The following is an 18716-nucleotide window of genomic DNA, read 5'->3' as shown; positions in this document are numbered from 1 at the left end:
CACCTTGCAGAGTTTATTCCTTAATTGGAGAGTTTTTTTCCGACAGTATCATGGGCGGCTATTACCTTGAGCAGTTATTTTTCTAATATTGGATCACAAGAAGTCCCCGGAGAAATGAACTCTCCGGGGATTCCTCTTGAAACTTAATCCTGCCACAATTCCTGTCTTACTCTCTCACTCACTGCATTCGGACCACCCAGAATATACAAATGCTCGATATTTAAATTCTGGTACGCCTTCTTAACCTCTTTGGGCACTTGATTTTCTTCTACTAGTAAGGACACTCCATTTCTTTTTGCCGCTAACACTGAACCGGTTAAGGCATCTGCAAATTTACTTCCTGTAGAAACAAATGCAGCGTCAGCTGAAGATTCTAATTCCTGAGCAATTACAGCTGAGGTTTCATAGCGATTCTTTCCATTATAACGTTCAGCCTCAGGTAATTGGCTGAACACATCACCATTGACAACGGAATCTCCTCCAACAACCACTGTTTTAGGTACTTCCTGAAGTGCTTCCTTCGTTGATTTTGGAAGTTTGTTACTTTTCGTCAACAAGATTGGAAATCCATGCTTAGCAGCATATGGAGCAGCGGAGAGCGCATCTGGAAACTTATTTCCATTTGCTACAATCGCTTTATCAGGATGACCATCAAGACGGGCCGCAATATGGGCAGCAGTCCCATAACGGTCTTTTCCTTTCACACGGTCTACGTTAACTCCCAATCCTTCAACTTGATATTCTGCGTACGAAGAAACCGCATTAGGACCTCCCAGAACAATCGCGTGCTCTGCACCCAACCTCTTGATTTCTTCTTTTACTTCAGGCAGCAGACGGTCAGTTTTTGTTAATAAAATTGGTGCATCCAATTTATAGGCGAGCGGAGAACCGGAAAGGGCATCAGCAAAGTTATCACCACGAGCAATGATTACGTTTTCCGCTTTGTCCCATCCTTCTTGTGAAATTTCTATCGCTGTTTGATAGCGGTCTTTACCGGCTAGCCGCTTGTTAATTTGGGGTTCATCTTTTTCCGGATCGACGGTGAATGCCGCAGTTTGATCGCCACTCATTAAGGTATATTCCCCAGGATATACAAACCGCTCACTGTTACCTAATACATCCCCCGTAATGACAGATAATTGTGAGGCAGGGAAATCAAGCTGAACGGTTTTGGTTTCACCAGGATCAAGAGAAACACGCTTAAATCCTTGTAATTTTTTTGGAGGAGTCAGCACATAATCAGCTGCGTTATCAGTGTAAGCTTGGACAACCTCTTCTCCAGCACGACTTCCACTATTCGTTACGTCGACTTGAACCTTCACGTTGCCCTCTTTATTAACATGGTCTGAAACGTTCAAGTTGCTGTAATCGAACGTCGTATAGCTTAGTCCAGCTCCAAAGGCAAACAATGGATCATAATCACTGCTTTCCCCTCCATTAGGACCTGGGTACTGCATATAATTCATAGGGACATCCCCAATCCTTTTAGGCCAGGAGACGGCTAATTCTCCACTGGGATTGTAATTTCCAAACAGCGTATCAGCAATCGCACTGCCTCCTTCTGTACCAGGCAGATAGGCCATCAAAAAAGCATTCGTATTTTTCACGATGTCATTCATAATTAAAGGTCTTCCCGCCACTGTCACGACAATCACAGGTGTTCCGCTTTTTTGAACGGCTTGAAATAATTCCTGCTGAGCTTCAGGAAGTTGTCCTGTTTCCGTATCTCCTTCTCCCTCAGCATAGGGCTTTTCGCCAACTACTATAACAACTGCATCAGCATTTTCAGCAGACTGCCGGGCTTTCTGAAGATCCTTTCCTTCATCAAAGGTAACCCTCGTATTAGAGGAGACTGTTTTTTTAATTCCTTCGAGTACAGTTACTGCCGGCGGGAGTTCATCACTATTCTCAGGAATGCCCTGCCAGCCTATCGTCCAGCCGCCCATCTGGTTTTCTACACTATTCGCACTCGGACCTGTTACATACAGTGAATCGATGTTTTTATCGAGAGGCAGTGTTTGATTCTCATTTTTCAGCAAAGTGAGGCTTTCAGCAGCCGCCTGATAAGCTAGATCCCTGTCCTGGTTATTCACTTTTTCTATCGCTTGGCTTGCATCCACGTATGGCTCTTCAAACAAGCCTAATTTGAATTTAAGCGTTAGGATCCGGCTGACAGCCTCATTGATCCTCTTTTCTGAAACCTTTCCTTCTTTTACAAGGTCAATAAGATTAGAAGTAAATGGCTCGGCTTCTATAGGCACCATAGACATGTCTACTCCTGCATTAATGCTTATTTTAATCGCTTCTTTGTAAGTGTCTGCGATGTGATATTCGTCTACAAGGTATTGAATATCCTGCCAATCAGACACTACTACACCTTTATATCCTAATTGCTTTCTAAGAAGATCTGTAAGTAAATAATGAGAAGAATGAACTGGAATCCCATTCACAGATGAACTGTTGACCATGATCGTAGCAACATCATTTTTCACCGCCCTTTTAAAAGGTGGCAAAAACGTATTTCTCAATGTTCGAGTGGAAATATCAGCAGGAGTACGGTCATGACCTGTCTCCGAAGCTGAATACCCTAAGAAGTGCTTAGCGGAAGCAGCCATTTGGAGTGTACCTTTCTCTTCATCCTGCTGAATGCCTTGAATGGCAGCATTGCCTAATTCGGTAACAAGCAATGGATCCTCGCTGTACGCTTCATAATACCTTCCCCATCGGATGTCTCTGGCTACATCAAGCACAGGGGCAAAGTTCCAATTGATACCGGTAGCTTCCACTGCTTTAGAAGTAGAGGCTGCAGTTTTCTTAGCAAGCTCCGTGTCCCAGGTCGCACCCATGCCAATATTGTGAGGAAAAATCGTCGCTCCCATTACGTTATTGTGGCCATGGACGGCATCCACACCATAAATAATCGGGATATGCAGACGAGTGTGTTCAATGGCATACTTCTGTACCTTATTTGTCATCTTGGCCCATTCCTCTGCATTATTTGGAATAGGAGAAGCACCACCTCCACTCAAGATTGAACCAGCATGGTTATCGACGAGCACCTTTTTTAAAGTAGCCTCGTTCAAATCCCCCTGATCCCAGGCACCATCCCCCATAAGTCTAGTCACGTTTATTTGTGTCATCTGCCCAACTTTTTCTTCCAATGTCATTTGGCTGAGCAATGATCTAACACGATCGGGAATAGGGAGATCCGGATTCATGTAATCAGACGATGGATTACTTTTCTGTGGTTCCTGATTGGTACTTGCAAAAACAGCTGCACTTTGACTCATAATTAGGAGCAAGATCATGATGCAGATGCTAAATAATTTAGTCACGCGCATGAAAGTTCTCCTTTCTTTAGATAGGAATTAGGAAAATACTTACTCAATAAACGACGGGAACCAGGAGCTAAAAGGTTAGGGAGTCTTCTGGAGTAATAGGAAGTAGTTTTTTAATAGGACTTGGCTGCGTTTTATAGATACAAACTGCGACCTTTCAATTATTAAATGATGGGTTACGATCACCTCCGAAAGATATATGTAAGCGCTTCCTAAATTATTTTAACACCGTTCTTACGAGCAAAATGAAACAGTATTCTGTAATATATTGAGAAATCATAGCACATTTTTGTGGTAAACTATGGAAGTTTGACGAACTAAAATCGGTTAACGTAGTTTTAAGACACACAAAAAGGCTGTTTCAAAAAGTCGATAAACCTACTTTAAGACACAGCCCCTTATTTTTTCTCCTATGGATTACTTTTGAACCACAGCTAGTACAAATCCATCATATCCTTTGCTCCCGACTGTCTGCACTGCAGTAGACTCGATCCGCGTATCAGCAGCCAGAAGATCTGCGAATTCTCTGATTCCCTTAATTCCTTCATCTTCACTATTTTCCTCAACCACTCGTCCATTTCGAATGACATTATCTCCCACTATGACGGCACCAGAAATAACAAGATCAAGTGACCATTGTAGATAACCCGGATTATTTCGTTTATCGGCATCAATAAACACAAAATCAAAATCAGAAAAACCTTTATCATGGAGTTTAGGTAAAGTATCTAAGGCAGGTCCCACTAAGATGTCTACTTTCTGGTCTACTCCAGCTCTTCTTAAGTTCTCGTGTGCCACAGCTGCATGTTTTTCGCTGAATTCAAGCGTTACTAGACGACCATCTTCAGGAAGTGCTCTAGCCAGCCAAATCGTACTGAAGCCGCCGAGTGTTCCGATTTCTAAAATATTCTTCGCTCCTTTTAATTTTGCAAGCAAATACAGCTGTTTTCCCTGCAAAGGAGAAACATCTATCGAAGGCAGACCAGCTTCATTATTTGCCTTAAGTACAGAAGCCATCACAGGATCCATAGCATGTAATTTATCACTGTAATACTCATCAACCTGTTTCCACAATGGATTCATCTTTATTACCTCCCATTTTTATAAGCAGGTGTAGTCTTTTTTCTGAGCAGCTCAATCCCAGCACATTTTTCCTACGGGACCTCAATAAAGCTTTATAAACATGTAATACCATGAAGGTTTCAATTCGTCAACGAACAAGGATGACGATTGATCTGCATTAAAAAACCGGCTGCAAGCTTGCTCTGCAGCCGGTTCTTAAAATAATTGTTTACACTGCATAAACTTCGTGATTCGGAAGTTCAAGAGCGGTCAATTTACCTCCGTAAGCAGCTCCTGTATCTATGTCTACTTGATCATGGTAATACGCAATCGTTTCTACTGGTGTATGCCCGTGGATAACGGTCTTACCCAATCCGATTTCCGCTGTATGCCTTGTCCACAGCATCGTTTCCTCTTCCTGTTTTTCCACTGGAACTTCAGGCTCGAGTCCAGCATGAACAAAAATGTAATCCTCTGTTTCGTAATAGAGTTTCAAGTTGTTCTCCAGCCATTTTTGATGATTTCTCATTTCATCATAATTTCCTTCGTAGGATTTGAGAGTGCTGGACGCTCCATTGATCTCCCAAAGTTCAAGAGCATACGAGTCGTATTGAGACCTGATAAATAAATCATCGTGATTCCCTTTGATGGCAATTGCCCCATCCATCTCTACTAACGCTTGAATCTTTGCCACTACATTTCTTGAATAGGGCCCGCGATCAACATAATCTCCAAGTAAAATCAATTGGTCCCGTTTTGGATCATAGGAGGCTTCACTTAATACTTTTTCCAATTTTCCAACTTCACCATGGATATCCGAAACTGCAAGATAACGCATCGTTGTAACCTCCTTTTAAACTGCCGGTAAACTCAATGCCTCCTATGTACTATATTTCTTTTATCGGGAGAGTTAAAACCTCACATTCTAAAAGAAAGGAGGTCCACACAGGACCCTCCTTTCTATTTAACAAGGCTCCGATTGTCAATGCTTTCCTTAAGAAAATGAATAAACTTTTCAAAAGATGTCTCCGTTGAACCTTCTGAACCATACCTTCTCACATTAATTGTTTGGCTGCTTATTTCCTGGTCTCCGGCAATTAGAATAAAAGGTACTTTTCTCTTCTGAGCGTCTCGTATTTTATACCCGAGTTTCTCCTCCCTGCTGTCAAGCTCTGCCCGTATTCCTGCTTGTTTAAGCTCTGCAAGCAATTTTTCCATGTAATCCATATGAGCTGTGTTGGAAACAGGAATAAGCTTTGCCTGAACCGGGGCAAGCCAGCTTGGAAATGCACCAGCAAAGTGTTCAATTAAAATCCCTAGAAAACGATCAATAGAACCGAAAACGGCTCGGTGAATCACTACAGGACGCACTTTCTCCCCATGCTCATCAATATAAGAGAGATCAAATTTTTCCGGCATTTGGAAATCCAGCTGAACGGTTGCACACTGATGGCTTCGTTTAAGGGCATCTTTAATGTGAATATCAATTTTCGGACCGTAGAAAGCACCATCCCCTTCATTTATTCTGTAATGATAATTCAAATCATGCAGAACGTTCTTCAAAGCGGCTTCAGCTTCGTCCCACAATTTTTCTTCTCCCATCCGCTTCTCAGGTCTTGTAGATAATTCGACTTCATAGGAAAATCCGAATGTTTGATATACGTCATCAATAAGCTTTAATGCTGTAGATACTTCCTGCTCAATTTGAGCGGCAGTGACGTAAATATGGGCATCGTCCTGGCAGAATGTCCGGACTCTGAGCAAGCCGTTTAAAGCCCCGCTGAATTCATGGCGGTGAACTTGACCGAACTCCGCCATCCTCACCGGCAGATCACGATATGAATGAAGCTTATTTTTAAAAATCAGCATATGGCCGGGGCAATTCATTGGCTTGATTGCAAATCTTTGCTCATCTACTTCAGAAAAGTACATATTTTCCTTATAGTGTTCCCAATGTCCTGACTGTTCCCATAAACGCTGATTCATCATGACCGGCGTACGGACTTCTTGATATCCGTATGATTCCTGAAGCTTTCTCAAGTAAGCTTCAAGCTCGTTACGAATCACTTGACCATTAGGTAAATAAAAAGGCATGCCTGGAGCCTCTTCTGAAAACATAAATAACTCCAACTCTTTCCCAAGTTTACGATGATTTCGTTTCTCTGCTTCCTCAAGAAAATGAAAATATTCCTTCAGTTCTTCCTTATTCGGAAAAGCTGCTCCATATATTCGTTGAAGCATTTGATTACTGCTGTCCCCCCGCCAATAAGCGCCGGACACTTGTGTAAGCTTGAAGGCTTGAACGAGGCCGGTAGAGGGAAGATGGGGACCTCGGCACAAATCCACAAACTCCCCTTGTCTGTATATACTGATCTTTTCTCCAACCGGGATATCCTCTAACAATTCCAGCTTGTAAGGGTCGGCTTGAAAAAGAATCCGCGCCTCTTCACGAGAGATTTCTTCACGACGAATTTCAAGATTTTCAGAAATAATCTTTCTCATTTCCTTTTCAATCGTGTGTAAATCACTAATGGACAATTTCTGTCCCAGCTCCATGTCATAATAAAATCCATTTTCAATGACCGGCCCGACGCCTAAGTTAACTTTTCCAAAAATTCTCCTTACTGCCTGAGCCAGGATATGTGCGGCTGTATGTCTCATTACCTCTAAGCCTGAATTACTTTGCAAATCTACAAGTTCGATGAAAACATTCGAAGAAATCGTTTGTTTCATATCGTATAACTTCCCGTTCACTTCCCCTGCGACAGATTTCTTTTTTAAACTTGGGCTAATGGACTCCGCAATTTCTTCCAAAGCGACCCCTTTAGGATACTTTCTTTCCGCTCCATTCGGAAACTGGACAATAATTTTTTCCTTTTCCATCTTTATCCGCTCCTTTTTAAAAATGTTCATAAAAAAACACGCCTCTCCCTCCAAAAGGGACGAGCGTGTCATCTCGTGGTTCCACCCAAATTCCCGCTGTCATTGTAAACAGCGGCTTCATTCAGCTTTATCGCAGCGTCTGCGGTTCTGATTACTCGTCGTTCACCAGAACTGCTCCAAGGGGGTAAGTAATCCTTTCGTGTTAGGAAGCTTTCAGCCGCTGACTTCCCTCTCTATTAACCGTAAAGAAAAACTCATGTCCTTTTCCAAGCATCTGTCGATTCAATTAAAAAGCACACGATCATCCCTCTACTAGAGGGACGAGCGTGTGCGGTCTCGTGGTTCCACCCAAATTCCCGCTGTCATTGTAAACGGCGGCTTCATTCAGCTTTATCGCAGCGTCTGCGGTTCTGATTACTCGTCGTTCACCAGAACTGCTCCAAGGGGGTAAGTAATCCTTTCGTGTTAGGAAGCTTTCAGCCGCTGACTCCCCTCTCTAATAACCGTAAAGAAAAACTCATGTCCTTTTCCAAGCGTTAGTATAATTTTTATTAATATATAGGATGATCTGTAATAAGTCAATATATTCACAACATTTTTATTTGTGACAGAGTTTAGTAAAAATTGCAGTTAACTCTTTAAGCCAGTGATAAATATCCGTTGTAATCCGTTTAAAATTTGCTCGGTAGAGAAGCCTTCCTGCTTAATGTGAAAATCAATATTAAACAAGGCTGCAAGTAATATTTCTACTGTGTAGTTCACATCGAATTCGGTTAATTCATTCCTCTCAACCGCTTCCTCCATTAATTCCCGGCAAATCTTTCTCATCCATTGGTAAAGGGGAGATTGAAGCGGCTCATGATCAGAGGACGCCCGGCTTATGGAACATAACCACGGAACTCTCGGCTGTAAAAACTCAACAAAGCATTCCATAACATGGTACAGGCGATCCAAAGAAGTCAGGTCTGTGGTCTCATCCAGATATTTCTCTACCTTTTCAAAAAAAGAGGCACATTCCTCGTGAATAATGTCCACACAAATTTCCCCTTTTTCCTTGTAGCGACGATATAAAGTGGCCTGACCAACACCTGCTTCTTTAGCAATTTGATGCATATTAACAAACGCTACCCCATGCTCAATGAAAAGCTCCCTTGCAGAATGCAGGATTTTCAAACGGTTCTTTTCTTCCCGGCTTAACTTGCGAGGCTGGACATTCGTATTTAATTCCTTTTCCATTCCATCAATCTCCTAATTCTTCACTTTACTTACAGACAGTATGTCCGTAGAATATCATATATCGGACATATTGTCCGTCAATAAAATACTAAGGGGCTGAGTATATAACTGTAATTAAGCTGATGTTTCTTTCTTCGGGTTCCTGCATCTTGACCAATCAGCGGTAAATGGTTATTTGAAGCCAGGCAGGTTAATCGAAATACCGTATTGGAGCTTTTTATTAGAGAATGTGACACGGGGGTGCCACTATCATTTGCAAACACTCCTGATTATTTTAGAGGAGAGCGAAACAGCAGCTAAGTTCCCTGATTTTCTATAAACTGTAAAAAAGAGTCAAAAAGAAATAATAATACTTGTAAAACCCCAAAAGTTCTGTTTATTTTCTTTCATAAGTATTGTACCATTCAGAAGCATATAACAGCCTAAAATGAATAACAAAAGGGGAAGTATGGTGAACATTTTCGAGAAAAGACAGTAAAACCCGAGTAAAACGACTGAAGATTGAAAAATCAGGATAACCATTTTTACCTTTTCATGGATTCTCCTCTTTCCCTTTACCAAAGTATTTTTTATTATCATAATTATTTCAAAACTCTTTTACAAACACAATCCTAAATCACATTAAAAAAGTGCTTCCTGGAAAGGAAGCACTCAGCTTATTGTTTAGATAAATTTTTAAACTGTGGAGCGTGGTCAATCGCGAATTGAATAATCTTCTTGTATGTGGCAGGATCAATCTCTTTCTTTGTCAAAGTATAAATGTTTGCTGTGCCTTCATCGATAATTTTTATCCTGGCACCGCCTCTGACGTATAAAGTGACATACAAAAACGGCTCGTGCAGTTGATTTTCAATCCGAAATTCCTTAGGAAAATCTGCAGTAATGAGAAGCCGATCCTCCACTTGTTTTAAAGAAAGCTGACTATAAAACTGGAGGTTTTTCACTTCTTTCAAAAACAATGCCACGCACACCCCTTTGAATAATTTCTTCCATCGTACCATTCATTTGTAAAGTGAATGCTAAGAATGCTGCCCTCTACAATTCTTACTCAAAAGGACGGCGAGTATTCCTAACAATCAGACTGATCATTAGGGCTGTTTTCTCCCTCTACCTTCACTAAAGTGTAGCGTAAAAAGATGATAAGATGACAGGACCTTGGAAGAAAATGTTACAAACCAAAGAAGATCTTTTTTTATCCAAAAATGCTGTTTTTTTCTTTCACATTGATTTTTACTTCTCCACTTGGAATATCACACTCAAAAAGCAGCTTTTTTTCAGCGTTTGGCTCTTCAATGGAGTCTACTTTAAAAGCTGACCATTTAGCATTCGTCCTAGTGAGCTCCAATACGGCATACCCGTGATTTGTACTATCGAATAGCTCAATCCATGGGTTTTCCAATTTAATTAGATTTTGAAGCTCTTTAAATAAAAATCTGGTTGGAATAATACTTTCTGACTGAAGATTGGCTTTAAATTGTCCAGCCATTTCAATCGCCGCATTTTTTGGCAAAGGACTGGAAAAATCAGTGATTTCATCTAGATTTTTCTGTACTAGATCATTTAAATTGCTGGAAGTAACCGATCCTACCATCAGTTCAACACCAAATGGCTTCGATTCCCTGGTGTATTCCTCCTTAAGATAAGAAGCTTCAAACGAATGGAAGTCTCCAGTAAGGGCAATAAAATTATAGATACCTTCCTCACATACGCTGCGGGCGATTTGATGTCGTTCATAAGCAAATCCGTCCCAGGCATCCAGGTTCAGGTAACGGCCAAGCAGCTTCATTTGCGCAATCTGTACTTGATTCGCCCATATTGTCCACTTACTAGAGGAGTTTATTATTCCATTGATCAGCCATTCCTTTTGAGACGTTCCAAGCATAGACCGGTCTTGAGCATGAATGTCCTCACAGCCACTAGTAAAATAGCGGTCTAATTCCTTTTCACCACAAGGGTGAGCATCCCTGTTCGACCGCTCATCCGTCATAAATACTTCGGTCAGCTTTCCCAGCTTAAACCTACGATATAGTTTAATAGATGTATCGGTTTCATAAGCCAGTCTGACCGGCATGTATTCGATCCAAGCCCTGTCTGCATTTTCTCTTCGATTGAAATCTGGTTTAAGGCTATCGTCTGGAGCAACACCCGGAGAGTACGCATCATTGGCATATTCATGATCATCCCAGGTGGCTGCCATCGCGTGAGATTCATGGAGACGCTGTAAATCCTTATCGGTGCGGTAGGTTTGATACAACGTTCGATAATCCTCAAGTGAGCTCGCTTTATTTATACCATCTGGAAGTTCAAGCTGTCTTTCCTTCAATGAAGACTGGTATTCTGCTTTCCCTACGGCTTCATATATGTAGTCGCCTAGATGGAGAAAAAAGTCGAGATTTTCATCCGCCAGATGAGATAAAGCATTAAAATAACCACTCGTATAATCCTGACAGGAGATATACCCTATCCTTGCAGCCGGGTAATCTTCTTCTTCTTTCGGAAGCGTTTTACAATGGCCCGTTTTACTTATCCGTCCATTTTTAGTGATAAAACGGTAATAATAAGATTTTCCAGGCTTCAGCTCGTGATCTAAATCAAGCTTAACTACATGGTCATGATCTTTCCAAATAGGGGAGAATCCGCTTAATTCGATCCATGAAAAATCAACATCTCTGCTGATTTGAAACATCACAAATCCGCCTTGAGGGATGGCGTTTGCGAGGTCCGTCTCCTTCATCATCCTCTTTTGAAACCACGGATCAATTTCTTTATTTGTGAGGCCTCTTTCCAAGTCAGGATTCACTCTCGTCCAGAGCACCATGCCGCTTGAAGTGGGATCTCCTGACACGACGGATTGAGGAAATCCAAAACCTAAAGCATGATCCCCTTCATAATTAAATACAGCAACTTCGTAATTCTCCATAGAGTCATGGAGAGACTCCGTGGTAATGTAGGCAGAACCGTCCAGGAATGCCTGTGAAAAAGTTTCCATTTTCGCGCCAAGTACCAAAATAAATCCCCCTTAACCTCTTGTACGTCTATTTTAGTACGTCGATTGGAAAATGATAACTTATTCGTACTGGAAGAATGATTACCCTTGTTTTATTTCAGTAAGTGGTGTAACCACCTGTCTTTATCCTCAAAGAATTATTTCATAGTTGAGAAATGCCCGGTGTCTTCAAGGTTAACTTCTTTCATCCCTGTATCACCTAATTCTATAATTTTAGCCTTTGGGTAAGCCATTAATAACGGCGAATGGGTAGAAATGATGAATTGCGATCCTTGCTGTACAAGTTCATGCATCCTGCTTACCATGGACAACTGTCTAATAGGAGATAACGCCGCTTCAGGTTCATCGAGAATATAAAGACCATTCCCTTGAAAACGGTGATTAAACGCAGCAAAAAAAGATTCCCCATGAGACTGTTTATGAAGGGATTTCCCTCCAAACGACTCCACTATTTTCGGTCCTGAAACAGGATCTTTATCTAATTCTTCTATGTTCGTTGCCAGATTGTAAAAGGTTTCAGCACGTAAGAAGAAATGATCCTTTGGACGGTAAGCTCCCTTAACAATTCTCATATATTGATCGAGATTAGAATGGGAATCATAATTGGAAAAGTTAAAGTTGAGCGTTCCTCCTTCTGGATTAAAGCCGAGTTGGACTGCGATCCCTTCAAGTAACGTAGATTTCCCCATTCCATTTTCCCCCACAATATACGTAACATTAGGGTGGAAAATCAGTTTGGAAAAATTCCGCACGACTGGCAGGTTTAACGGAAAAGATTGATAGGATCGAATCTCTTCTTTCTTAAAGTCAAGACTTTTGATGAACTGGGTTTCCGTAGTTAACTCCACTGAGTTCCACTCCTTTTGGAATAGCTTCAACCTGTTGTTAATTTAACGAATTTCCGCTTTCCAACTTGCAAAATCATACCTTCCTCGATGGTTATCACCATATGGGGATCACTAATTTTGTTTTGATTTATTCGGATTCCTCCGTTTTGAATCATCTTCCTCACTTCACTTTTTGAGGGAAGTAAATTTAGTTCTTTTACTAATTCAACGATCGCGATGCTCTTGCTTTTTGTCCAGACTACTTCAGGAATATCTGCGGGCATTTTTTTCTTTTGGAACACCGTAAGAAAGTGTTCTTTGCTTTGAAGAGCAGTATTTCTGTCATAAAGCATTTCCACAAAGGAAAATGCGAGTCTCAGCTTAGCATCACGTGGGTGAAGCTCTTCTTTTTGAAGATTTTCTTTTATTTCAGCCACTTCTTCTATGCTTAAATTTGAGGCAAGTTCGAAATATTTAATGATCAGCGAGTCTGGGATGGACATGGTTTTTCCAAAGATGTCATTCGGGTTTTCATCGATGCCGATGTAATTGTTTTTTGACTTCGACATTTTTTCTACTCCGTCAAGCCCTTCGATCAGCGGTAAAAGCAAGACAACTTGCTTCTCATGGCCAAACTGCTCCTGAATCTGTCGTCCGAATAAAACATTAAATTCCTGGTCTGTCCCACCCAATTCAATATCTGAACCGAGTATGTACGAATCATAGCCCTGCATAACGGGATAAAAGAATTCATGCAGGTAAATCGGCTTATTCGCTTCATAGCGATTGTGGAAATCATTGCGCTCAAGCATCCGAGCGACCGTAACACTTCCTGCTAACTTGAGAACTTCTGCAAAGTCAATCTTCGATAACCATTTCGAATTGTAATGGAGTTCAACGGCGTTCATATCAAGCACTTTGCCAAATTGCTCAAAGTACGTTTTTGCATTATGTCTTACCTCTTCGTCTGTAAGGGCCTTTCTTGCAGAAGCCTTCCCGGTAGGATCGCCAATTTTTCCGGTGAAATCCCCGATAATCAGCTGAATGGTATGGCCAAACTGTTGAAACTGCTTCAGCTTGTTGAGTACCACGGTATGGCCAATGTGAACATCTGGAGCAGTCGGATCAAGCCCAAGCTTCACTTTAAGAGGCATGCCTGTTTGAATAGATTTAGCAATCTTCTCTTTTAACTCCATATTTGGAATAATCGTATTTACACCATAGGATAGAACACCGTACTGTCTCTCCATTTCCCTGCACTGCTTTTCACTTAACTGCTCACTAACATTCATTCTGGAAACCTCCTAAATATAGCTGTTTTCTGAACATATCCCTGTGAAAAACAAAAGACACGCCCCAGTCAAGGGACGTGTCTCGTTCACGCGTTACCACCCAAGTTAAAGAATCACCCGATCCTTCCACTCAAAAGGATAACGGCCTTTTTCCGTCTTTTACTAATGGCTAAAAAAGCTTTCATAAAAGAAGCTTAAGAAAGTAATTCATACAGGTATGTGTATCGATTTGCACCACCCATCGATTCTCTGAAATACAGGGATACGTGTACTACTTGCTTCTGTCAACGCCTGGCTATTAAATTAAGCATTATCTTACGTTTATTTGACGTGAAAGTCAATAACTGAAAAAGAGAAATTTATCCTAATCCTTCTTTCCTCATACCAGGATCCCTATAGCCATCCACCAAAATTTGCTATACTTTCCTTAACTAACTCATGCAAAGCGTGGTGAACCTCTTGTTTAAAATTTTATTGATTGAAGATGACCATTCCTTGTTCTCTGAAGTTAAAGAGCGTTTATCCCAATGGTCCTATGACGTTCATGGTATTCATAACTTCGGGGAAGTGATGAATGAATACACAGAAACCAAGCCTGATCTCGTCATTATCGATATTCAGCTGCCTAAATTTGACGGCTTCCATTGGTGCCGCTTGATTCGTGAACACTCCAGTGTTCCTATCATTTTCTTGTCATCGCGTGACCACCCAACTGATATGGTCATGTCTATGAACCTTGGAGCTGACGACTTTGTCCAAAAGCCGTTTCATTTTGAAGTTCTCATCGCGAAAATCCAGGCCGTCCTGCGTAGAGCTTACAACTATAACAACGATCATAATGAATTGAAATCATGGCTTGGAGCTACCATTGACCTTGAACGTAATCGTGTTTCAAATGACAAAGGAAGCATCGAATTAACTAAAAATGAAATGTTTATTCTAAAAGTGCTGATCGATCGCAAAAGTAAGATTGTTACGAGAGATGAATTGATGAACCGATTGTGGGACGACCAGCGCTTTGTTAGTGACAACACCCTCACTGTCAATGTCAATCGTTTAAGAAAGAGACTGACAGAGATTGGGTTGGAAAACTCAATTCAAACGAAAGTCGGTCAAGGATACATGGCGATCGAGAAGGAATCATTATGATTTGGAAATTTCTGATCGAACGCTCCAGCTGGATCCTATTGTTTGTCTGTATTCAAGCATTGTATCTTTTGATTGCTTTAATCGATCCATCCATTTCTTTTCGCTCACTTCTTTATGCTGCTTTTTTATCGCTGCTGTTATTTATTTTCTTTTTAATTCTAAGATATTCCAAAGAGACAAAGTTTTATAAACAGCTGGAGGAGCGGGAAAGTAACTTTGATCTTACCACTATTCCTGAGCATTCCAGTCCTTTTGAGTCTCTCATTGAAGAGAGTATGATTTTACAAATCGAAGAGTTAAAGCAGCAGGCATCTAATAACAAAAGGACCATGGAAGAAGCGAAAGATGAGCTGCTCTCGTGGATCCATGAAGTGAAAACACCGCTTACCGCCATGCATTTGATGATCGAGCGGATGGAGGACCAAAAAACGAAAGAACAGCTTACTTACGAGTGGCTTCGAATCCATCTGCTGCTTGACCGCCAACTTCACCAAGAACGAATGCCAGTTATTACAAATGACCTGTACATAGAAAAGGTGGATCTCCAAACCCTGGCCGCAGAAGAAATTACTCCCCTTCGTTCGTGGTGCAGGCAGAAAGGAATTGGCTTTGACCTTCATTTAGAAAGCAGAGAAGTATTAAGTGACGCAAAGTGGCTTGCTTTTATCCTCAGGCAGCTGTTAACAAATGCCGTGAAATACAGCACCCAAAATGATATTCAAATCAACAGCTACGAGGAGGATGGAAAAATCCATCTTAACATTAGGGATAAAGGAAGAGGCATATATCCCCAAGACTTGCCTCGTATTTTTGAAAAAGGGTTCACATCCACGGCCCAACACCAGGACAATGCATCAACCGGGATGGGCCTGTATTTAACGAAAAAAATCGCCGATTTGCTTTTGATAGCTATTACCGTGAGTTCAACGCCAGGGAAAGGGACATCCTTTCTTTTAACTTTTCCGAAGCAAAATGAATTTGTAAAAATCAGGGGCATGTGACAACAATGTCACATGCTTTTCTAAAATGTTAGAAGAATCAAAGGAAAAGAATGCCAGCTGCCTCTTATAATGAAATCAGCAGCGAAAGGGAGGGTTTTTTATGGCAATTTTACAAGCTAGTAAAATTCATAAAAGCTACGGAAACAAATTTACAAAAGAAGAAGTATTGAAAGGAATTGACATGACTATTGAGCCTGGAGAGTTTGTTAGTATTATGGGAGCTTCCGGATCAGGAAAAACGACGCTCTTAAATGTACTCTCCTCGATAGACAAAGTCAGCCATGGCAGCATAAAAATTGAAAACGAAGAAATTACAAAACAAAAAGAAAAGCAGCTTGCGAAGTTCAGGAAAAAGCACTTAGGCTTTATTTTTCAGGAGTATAACTTACTCGATACGTTAACGGTGAAAGAAAATATTCTCCTCCCTCTTTCCATTGCCAAGGTTTCAAAAAAAGAGGCCAATCATATGTTTGAAACGCTGGCAAACGAGCTGGCTATCGGAGAAATTAAAGACAAGTACCCTAATGAAATTTCCGGAGGACAAAAACAAAGAACTTCTGCAGCAAGAGCTTTTATTCACAATCCCAGTATTATCTTTGCGGACGAACCTACTGGCGCTCTTGATTCAAAATCCGCCTCTGATTTGTTAAATAAGCTTAGCGAACTGAACCAAAAGCGTGCTGCGACCATCGCAATGGTCACCCATGACCCCGTTGCTGCCAGCTACAGCAGCCGCGTGATTTTTATTAAAGATGGAATGGTTTATACCCAGATCAATAAAGGAACCCAATCACGCCAGTCGTTTTTAAAAGACATCATGAAAACCCAGGGCGTGCTAGGCGGCGTGAACTATGACTATTAATCAGCTCATTCTAAGGAATTTAAAAAAGAACATAAAAAACTATTACCTGTATGTATTTGCATTAATCTTCAGCGTTGCTCTGTATTTTGCTTTTGTCACTCTGCAATATGATCCTGGTACTGGAGAAGCCCAGGAATCTGAAAAGAACATAGCCGCTGTAAAAGTCACTTCCATTCTGCTCGTGGCTATTGTAACCGTATTTCTCGTCTATGCCAACAGTCTGTTTATTAAGAGAAGAAGTAAAGAAATCGGCCTTTTTCAATTAATTGGCATGACGAAAAAACGTATTTTCGGTATCCTTACACTGGAAAATTTAATCTTATATTTTGGATCACTCTTTGTCGGAATTTTTGTCGGCTTTTCCTTCTCAAAACTCATTCAAATGATCCTTTTTAAATTGACCGGAGTAGAAGCGCTGGCCAGCCTGCATTTTTCAATAGAGGCTTTTTTCCAAACAATACTAGTGTTTGCGGCTGTTTACCTCATCATCATGCTGGTCAATTACATTTATATTAAACGCCATACAATTCTGGCTCTGTTTCAAATTACTTCAAGTACAGAAAACAAAGTAAAGAATATATCAGTCTGGGAAGTAATCATGGGAATCCTCGGATTAACTCTGATTGTCACAGGATACTTCGTCTCAAGCAAGCTGTTTGAAGGAGATTTCGTATCGATGGGTTCTCTTTTCACTGTCATGCTGGTCATATTAGCTTCTGTTATTATCGGCACGTATTTTCTTTACAAAGGCTCTGTCCGGTTTATTGCCAATTTCATTCGTAAAAACAAGGACGGGTATTTATCAATTAATGAGGTCCTTTCTTTATCCTCTATTATGTTTCGAATGAAGTCGAACGCTCTGCTGCTAACTATTATCACGACAGTTTCAGCACTGGCCATCAGTTTTTCTTCCTTAAGCTACATCTCTTACTACTCTGCTGAAAAAACAGCCAAGGAGAATAATCCGGACGACTTCTCGCTTGGAACGAAAGGTCATGCCGATGAATTTGAAGCCAGTTTAAAGAAAAAAGGAATTTCTTATTCCATAAATGAAAAAGAAGTAATAAAATACGCCGTTGCCACCAAGGGTATCCTTTCTTCTGTGCCTAAAAACCTGAACATGGACCCTGCTCATATGACTCTTCCAGTAGTAAGTGATGACCAAGTCGAGCACATTGACTTAAACGCTGACCAAGTGTTGTTTTCGGGGTTTAGCAAAGCAATGTCCAGCATCATTTCGTTTAAAGATTCAGGAAATATCACTTTTGAAGGACAAGGAGAGAAACTACCTAGAAAATATATTGGCATGTCACAAACTCGAGTACTGTCCACTCCCTATAAACGCGGAATGCCTGCAGCCATTGTTGATACTTCGACTTTTCAGCAATTAAAAGAAAACCTTAATCCTAAAATCCAAGACATAAGCTCCTCCTATTACGGTATTAATATTAGTAATAAAAAGAGTCTAAAAGAAGCAAATGAGTTGTTTCAGTCGCTGCCATTTACGAACGACCCCGGGCAAAGTTCAAGGTATGAAAACGCCGAGCGTCAGAAGGAAAACATGGGGCTTACGATGTTTATCGTTGGATTCCTAGGGTTAACCTTTTTGATCACGTCAGGCTGCATTCTTTACTTTAAACAAATGGATGAAAGCGAAGAGGAAAGACCAAACTACACGATTTTACGAAAACTTGGCTTTACGCGAAATGATCTGCTCCGAGGAATAAGAGGAAAACAACTGTTCAACTTCGGAATTCCGTTGACGATCGGGTTGCTTCACAGCTATTTCGCGATTCGTTCCGGCTGGTTTTTCTTTGGAACAGAGCTCTGGACACCTATGGTCATCGTCATGGTGATCTACACCATTTTATATTCCATTTTCGGAGGATTGTCAGTGATCTACTGTAAGAAAGTAATTAGAGAAGCTTTATAATGAAAAAGCTCTAGAGTTTACAGACTCTAGAGCTTTTATTAGTCGGCTGCATCAGGCGGCCGGCCAGAGTACGCTGGGTTCATATGTATGGGTAAGCAGTGCACCACTTTCTGTAGAATGGAGCTA

At 41.0% G+C, this 18716-nt stretch carries 13 protein-coding genes and 1 other annotated feature; of the genes, 4 read left to right on the top strand and 9 right to left on the bottom strand.

What is annotated here, in order from left to right; translation table 11 throughout:
* Positions 1 to 143: 143 nt before the first annotated feature.
* The 9 genes from MUN89_RS08535 to tyrS all read right to left on the bottom strand — a co-directional run bounded on the left by MUN89_RS08535 (position 144) and on the right by tyrS (position 13645).
* Positions 144 to 3341 (bottom strand): glycoside hydrolase family 3 N-terminal domain-containing protein, encoded by a 3198-nt coding sequence (locus tag MUN89_RS08535; protein WP_244712905.1) that lies wholly within the window; start codon positions 3339 to 3341, stop codon positions 144 to 146.
* Positions 3342 to 3755: 414 nt separating this feature from the next.
* Entirely contained in the window at positions 3756 to 4421 is a 666-nt protein-coding gene (locus tag MUN89_RS08530) for an O-methyltransferase (protein ID WP_244712904.1), read from the bottom strand.
* 208 nt (positions 4422 to 4629) lie between these two features.
* Complete coding sequence (locus MUN89_RS08525; RefSeq protein ID WP_244712903.1) at positions 4630 to 5238, bottom strand: metallophosphoesterase family protein; 609 nt, start codon at positions 5236 to 5238, stop codon at positions 4630 to 4632.
* Positions 5239 to 5360: 122 nt separating this feature from the next.
* Positions 5361 to 7283 carry a threonine--tRNA ligase gene (gene thrS / locus MUN89_RS08520; protein ID WP_244712902.1) on the bottom strand — a complete coding sequence of 641 codons (1923 nt, stop codon included), beginning with the start codon at positions 7281 to 7283 and terminating at the stop codon, positions 5361 to 5363.
* Positions 7284 to 7913: 630 nt separating this feature from the next.
* Positions 7914 to 8519 (bottom strand): TetR/AcrR family transcriptional regulator, encoded by a 606-nt coding sequence (locus tag MUN89_RS08515; protein WP_244712901.1) that lies wholly within the window; start codon positions 8517 to 8519, stop codon positions 7914 to 7916.
* A 656-nt stretch (positions 8520 to 9175) separates the two neighbouring features.
* Positions 9176 to 9520 (bottom strand): hypothetical protein, encoded by a 345-nt coding sequence (locus tag MUN89_RS08510; RefSeq protein WP_244712900.1) that lies wholly within the window; start codon positions 9518 to 9520, stop codon positions 9176 to 9178.
* A gap of 191 nt (positions 9521 to 9711) precedes the next feature.
* A complete protein-coding gene (locus MUN89_RS08505) occupies positions 9712 to 11526 on the bottom strand; it encodes an alkaline phosphatase D family protein (RefSeq protein WP_244712899.1) in 1815 nt (604 codons plus the stop codon).
* A 137-nt stretch (positions 11527 to 11663) separates the two neighbouring features.
* A complete protein-coding gene (locus tag MUN89_RS08500) occupies positions 11664 to 12374 on the bottom strand; it encodes an AAA family ATPase (RefSeq protein ID WP_244712898.1) in 711 nt (236 codons plus the stop codon).
* 26 nt (positions 12375 to 12400) lie between these two features.
* Complete coding sequence (gene tyrS / locus MUN89_RS08495) at positions 12401 to 13645, bottom strand: tyrosine--tRNA ligase (protein ID WP_244712896.1); 1245 nt, start codon at positions 13643 to 13645, stop codon at positions 12401 to 12403.
* A gap of 68 nt (positions 13646 to 13713) precedes the next feature.
* Positions 13714 to 13942, bottom strand: a binding site (T-box leader).
* A 162-nt stretch (positions 13943 to 14104) separates the two neighbouring features.
* On the opposite strand from tyrS, the gene MUN89_RS08490 reads away from it, so the two are divergent.
* From MUN89_RS08490 to MUN89_RS08475, 4 genes are all read left to right on the top strand, one after another.
* Positions 14105 to 14794 carry a response regulator transcription factor gene (locus MUN89_RS08490; RefSeq protein WP_244712894.1) on the top strand — a complete coding sequence of 230 codons (690 nt, stop codon included), beginning with the start codon at positions 14105 to 14107 and terminating at the stop codon, positions 14792 to 14794.
* Positions 14791 to 15795, top strand: a complete 1005-nt coding sequence (locus tag MUN89_RS08485; protein WP_244712892.1) for a sensor histidine kinase — start codon at positions 14791 to 14793, stop codon at positions 15793 to 15795. The genes MUN89_RS08490 and MUN89_RS08485 overlap by 4 nt, the downstream gene beginning before the upstream one ends.
* A 100-nt stretch (positions 15796 to 15895) precedes the next feature.
* On the top strand, positions 15896 to 16657 hold the full coding sequence (locus MUN89_RS08480; protein ID WP_244712890.1) for an ABC transporter ATP-binding protein: 762 nt from the start codon (positions 15896 to 15898) through the stop codon (positions 16655 to 16657).
* The gene (locus tag MUN89_RS08475) at positions 16647 to 18590 is read left to right on the top strand and encodes an ABC transporter permease (RefSeq protein WP_244712888.1); all 1944 of its coding nucleotides are present in this window, start codon (positions 16647 to 16649) and stop codon (positions 18588 to 18590) included. The genes MUN89_RS08480 and MUN89_RS08475 overlap by 11 nt, the downstream gene beginning before the upstream one ends.
* Positions 18591 to 18716 lie beyond the last annotated feature (126 nt).

Origin of the sequence: Halobacillus salinarum, assembly GCF_022919095.1 — a bacterium.
In the GTDB taxonomy this organism is placed as follows: Bacteria; Bacillota; Bacilli; order Bacillales; family Halobacillaceae; genus Halobacillus_B; species Halobacillus_B salinarum.
Note: the sequence above shows the minus strand (reverse complement) of the source record. Positions and strands in the feature narration are given on the sequence as shown.

Coding starts and splice junctions, on each gene's coding strand:
- MUN89_RS08485 (WP_244712892.1), top strand. CDS start 14,791: ATGATTTGGAAATTTCTGATCGAACGCTCCAGCTGGATCCTATTGTTT.
- MUN89_RS08475 (WP_244712888.1), top strand. CDS start 16,647: ATGACTATTAATCAGCTCATTCTAAGGAATTTAAAAAAGAACATAAAA.
- MUN89_RS08515 (WP_244712901.1), bottom strand. CDS start 8,519: ATGGAAAAGGAATTAAATACGAATGTCCAGCCTCGCAAGTTAAGCCGG.
- MUN89_RS08530 (WP_244712904.1), bottom strand. CDS start 4,421: ATGAATCCATTGTGGAAACAGGTTGATGAGTATTACAGTGATAAATTA.
- MUN89_RS08480 (WP_244712890.1), top strand. CDS start 15,896: ATGGCAATTTTACAAGCTAGTAAAATTCATAAAAGCTACGGAAACAAA.
- MUN89_RS08535 (WP_244712905.1), bottom strand. CDS start 3,341: ATGCGCGTGACTAAATTATTTAGCATCTGCATCATGATCTTGCTCCTA.
- thrS (WP_244712902.1), bottom strand. CDS start 7,283: ATGGAAAAGGAAAAAATTATTGTCCAGTTTCCGAATGGAGCGGAAAGA.
- MUN89_RS08510 (WP_244712900.1), bottom strand. CDS start 9,520: ATGGTACGATGGAAGAAATTATTCAAAGGGGTGTGCGTGGCATTGTTT.
- MUN89_RS08525 (WP_244712903.1), bottom strand. CDS start 5,238: ATGCGTTATCTTGCAGTTTCGGATATCCATGGTGAAGTTGGAAAATTG.
- tyrS (WP_244712896.1), bottom strand. CDS start 13,645: ATGAATGTTAGTGAGCAGTTAAGTGAAAAGCAGTGCAGGGAAATGGAG.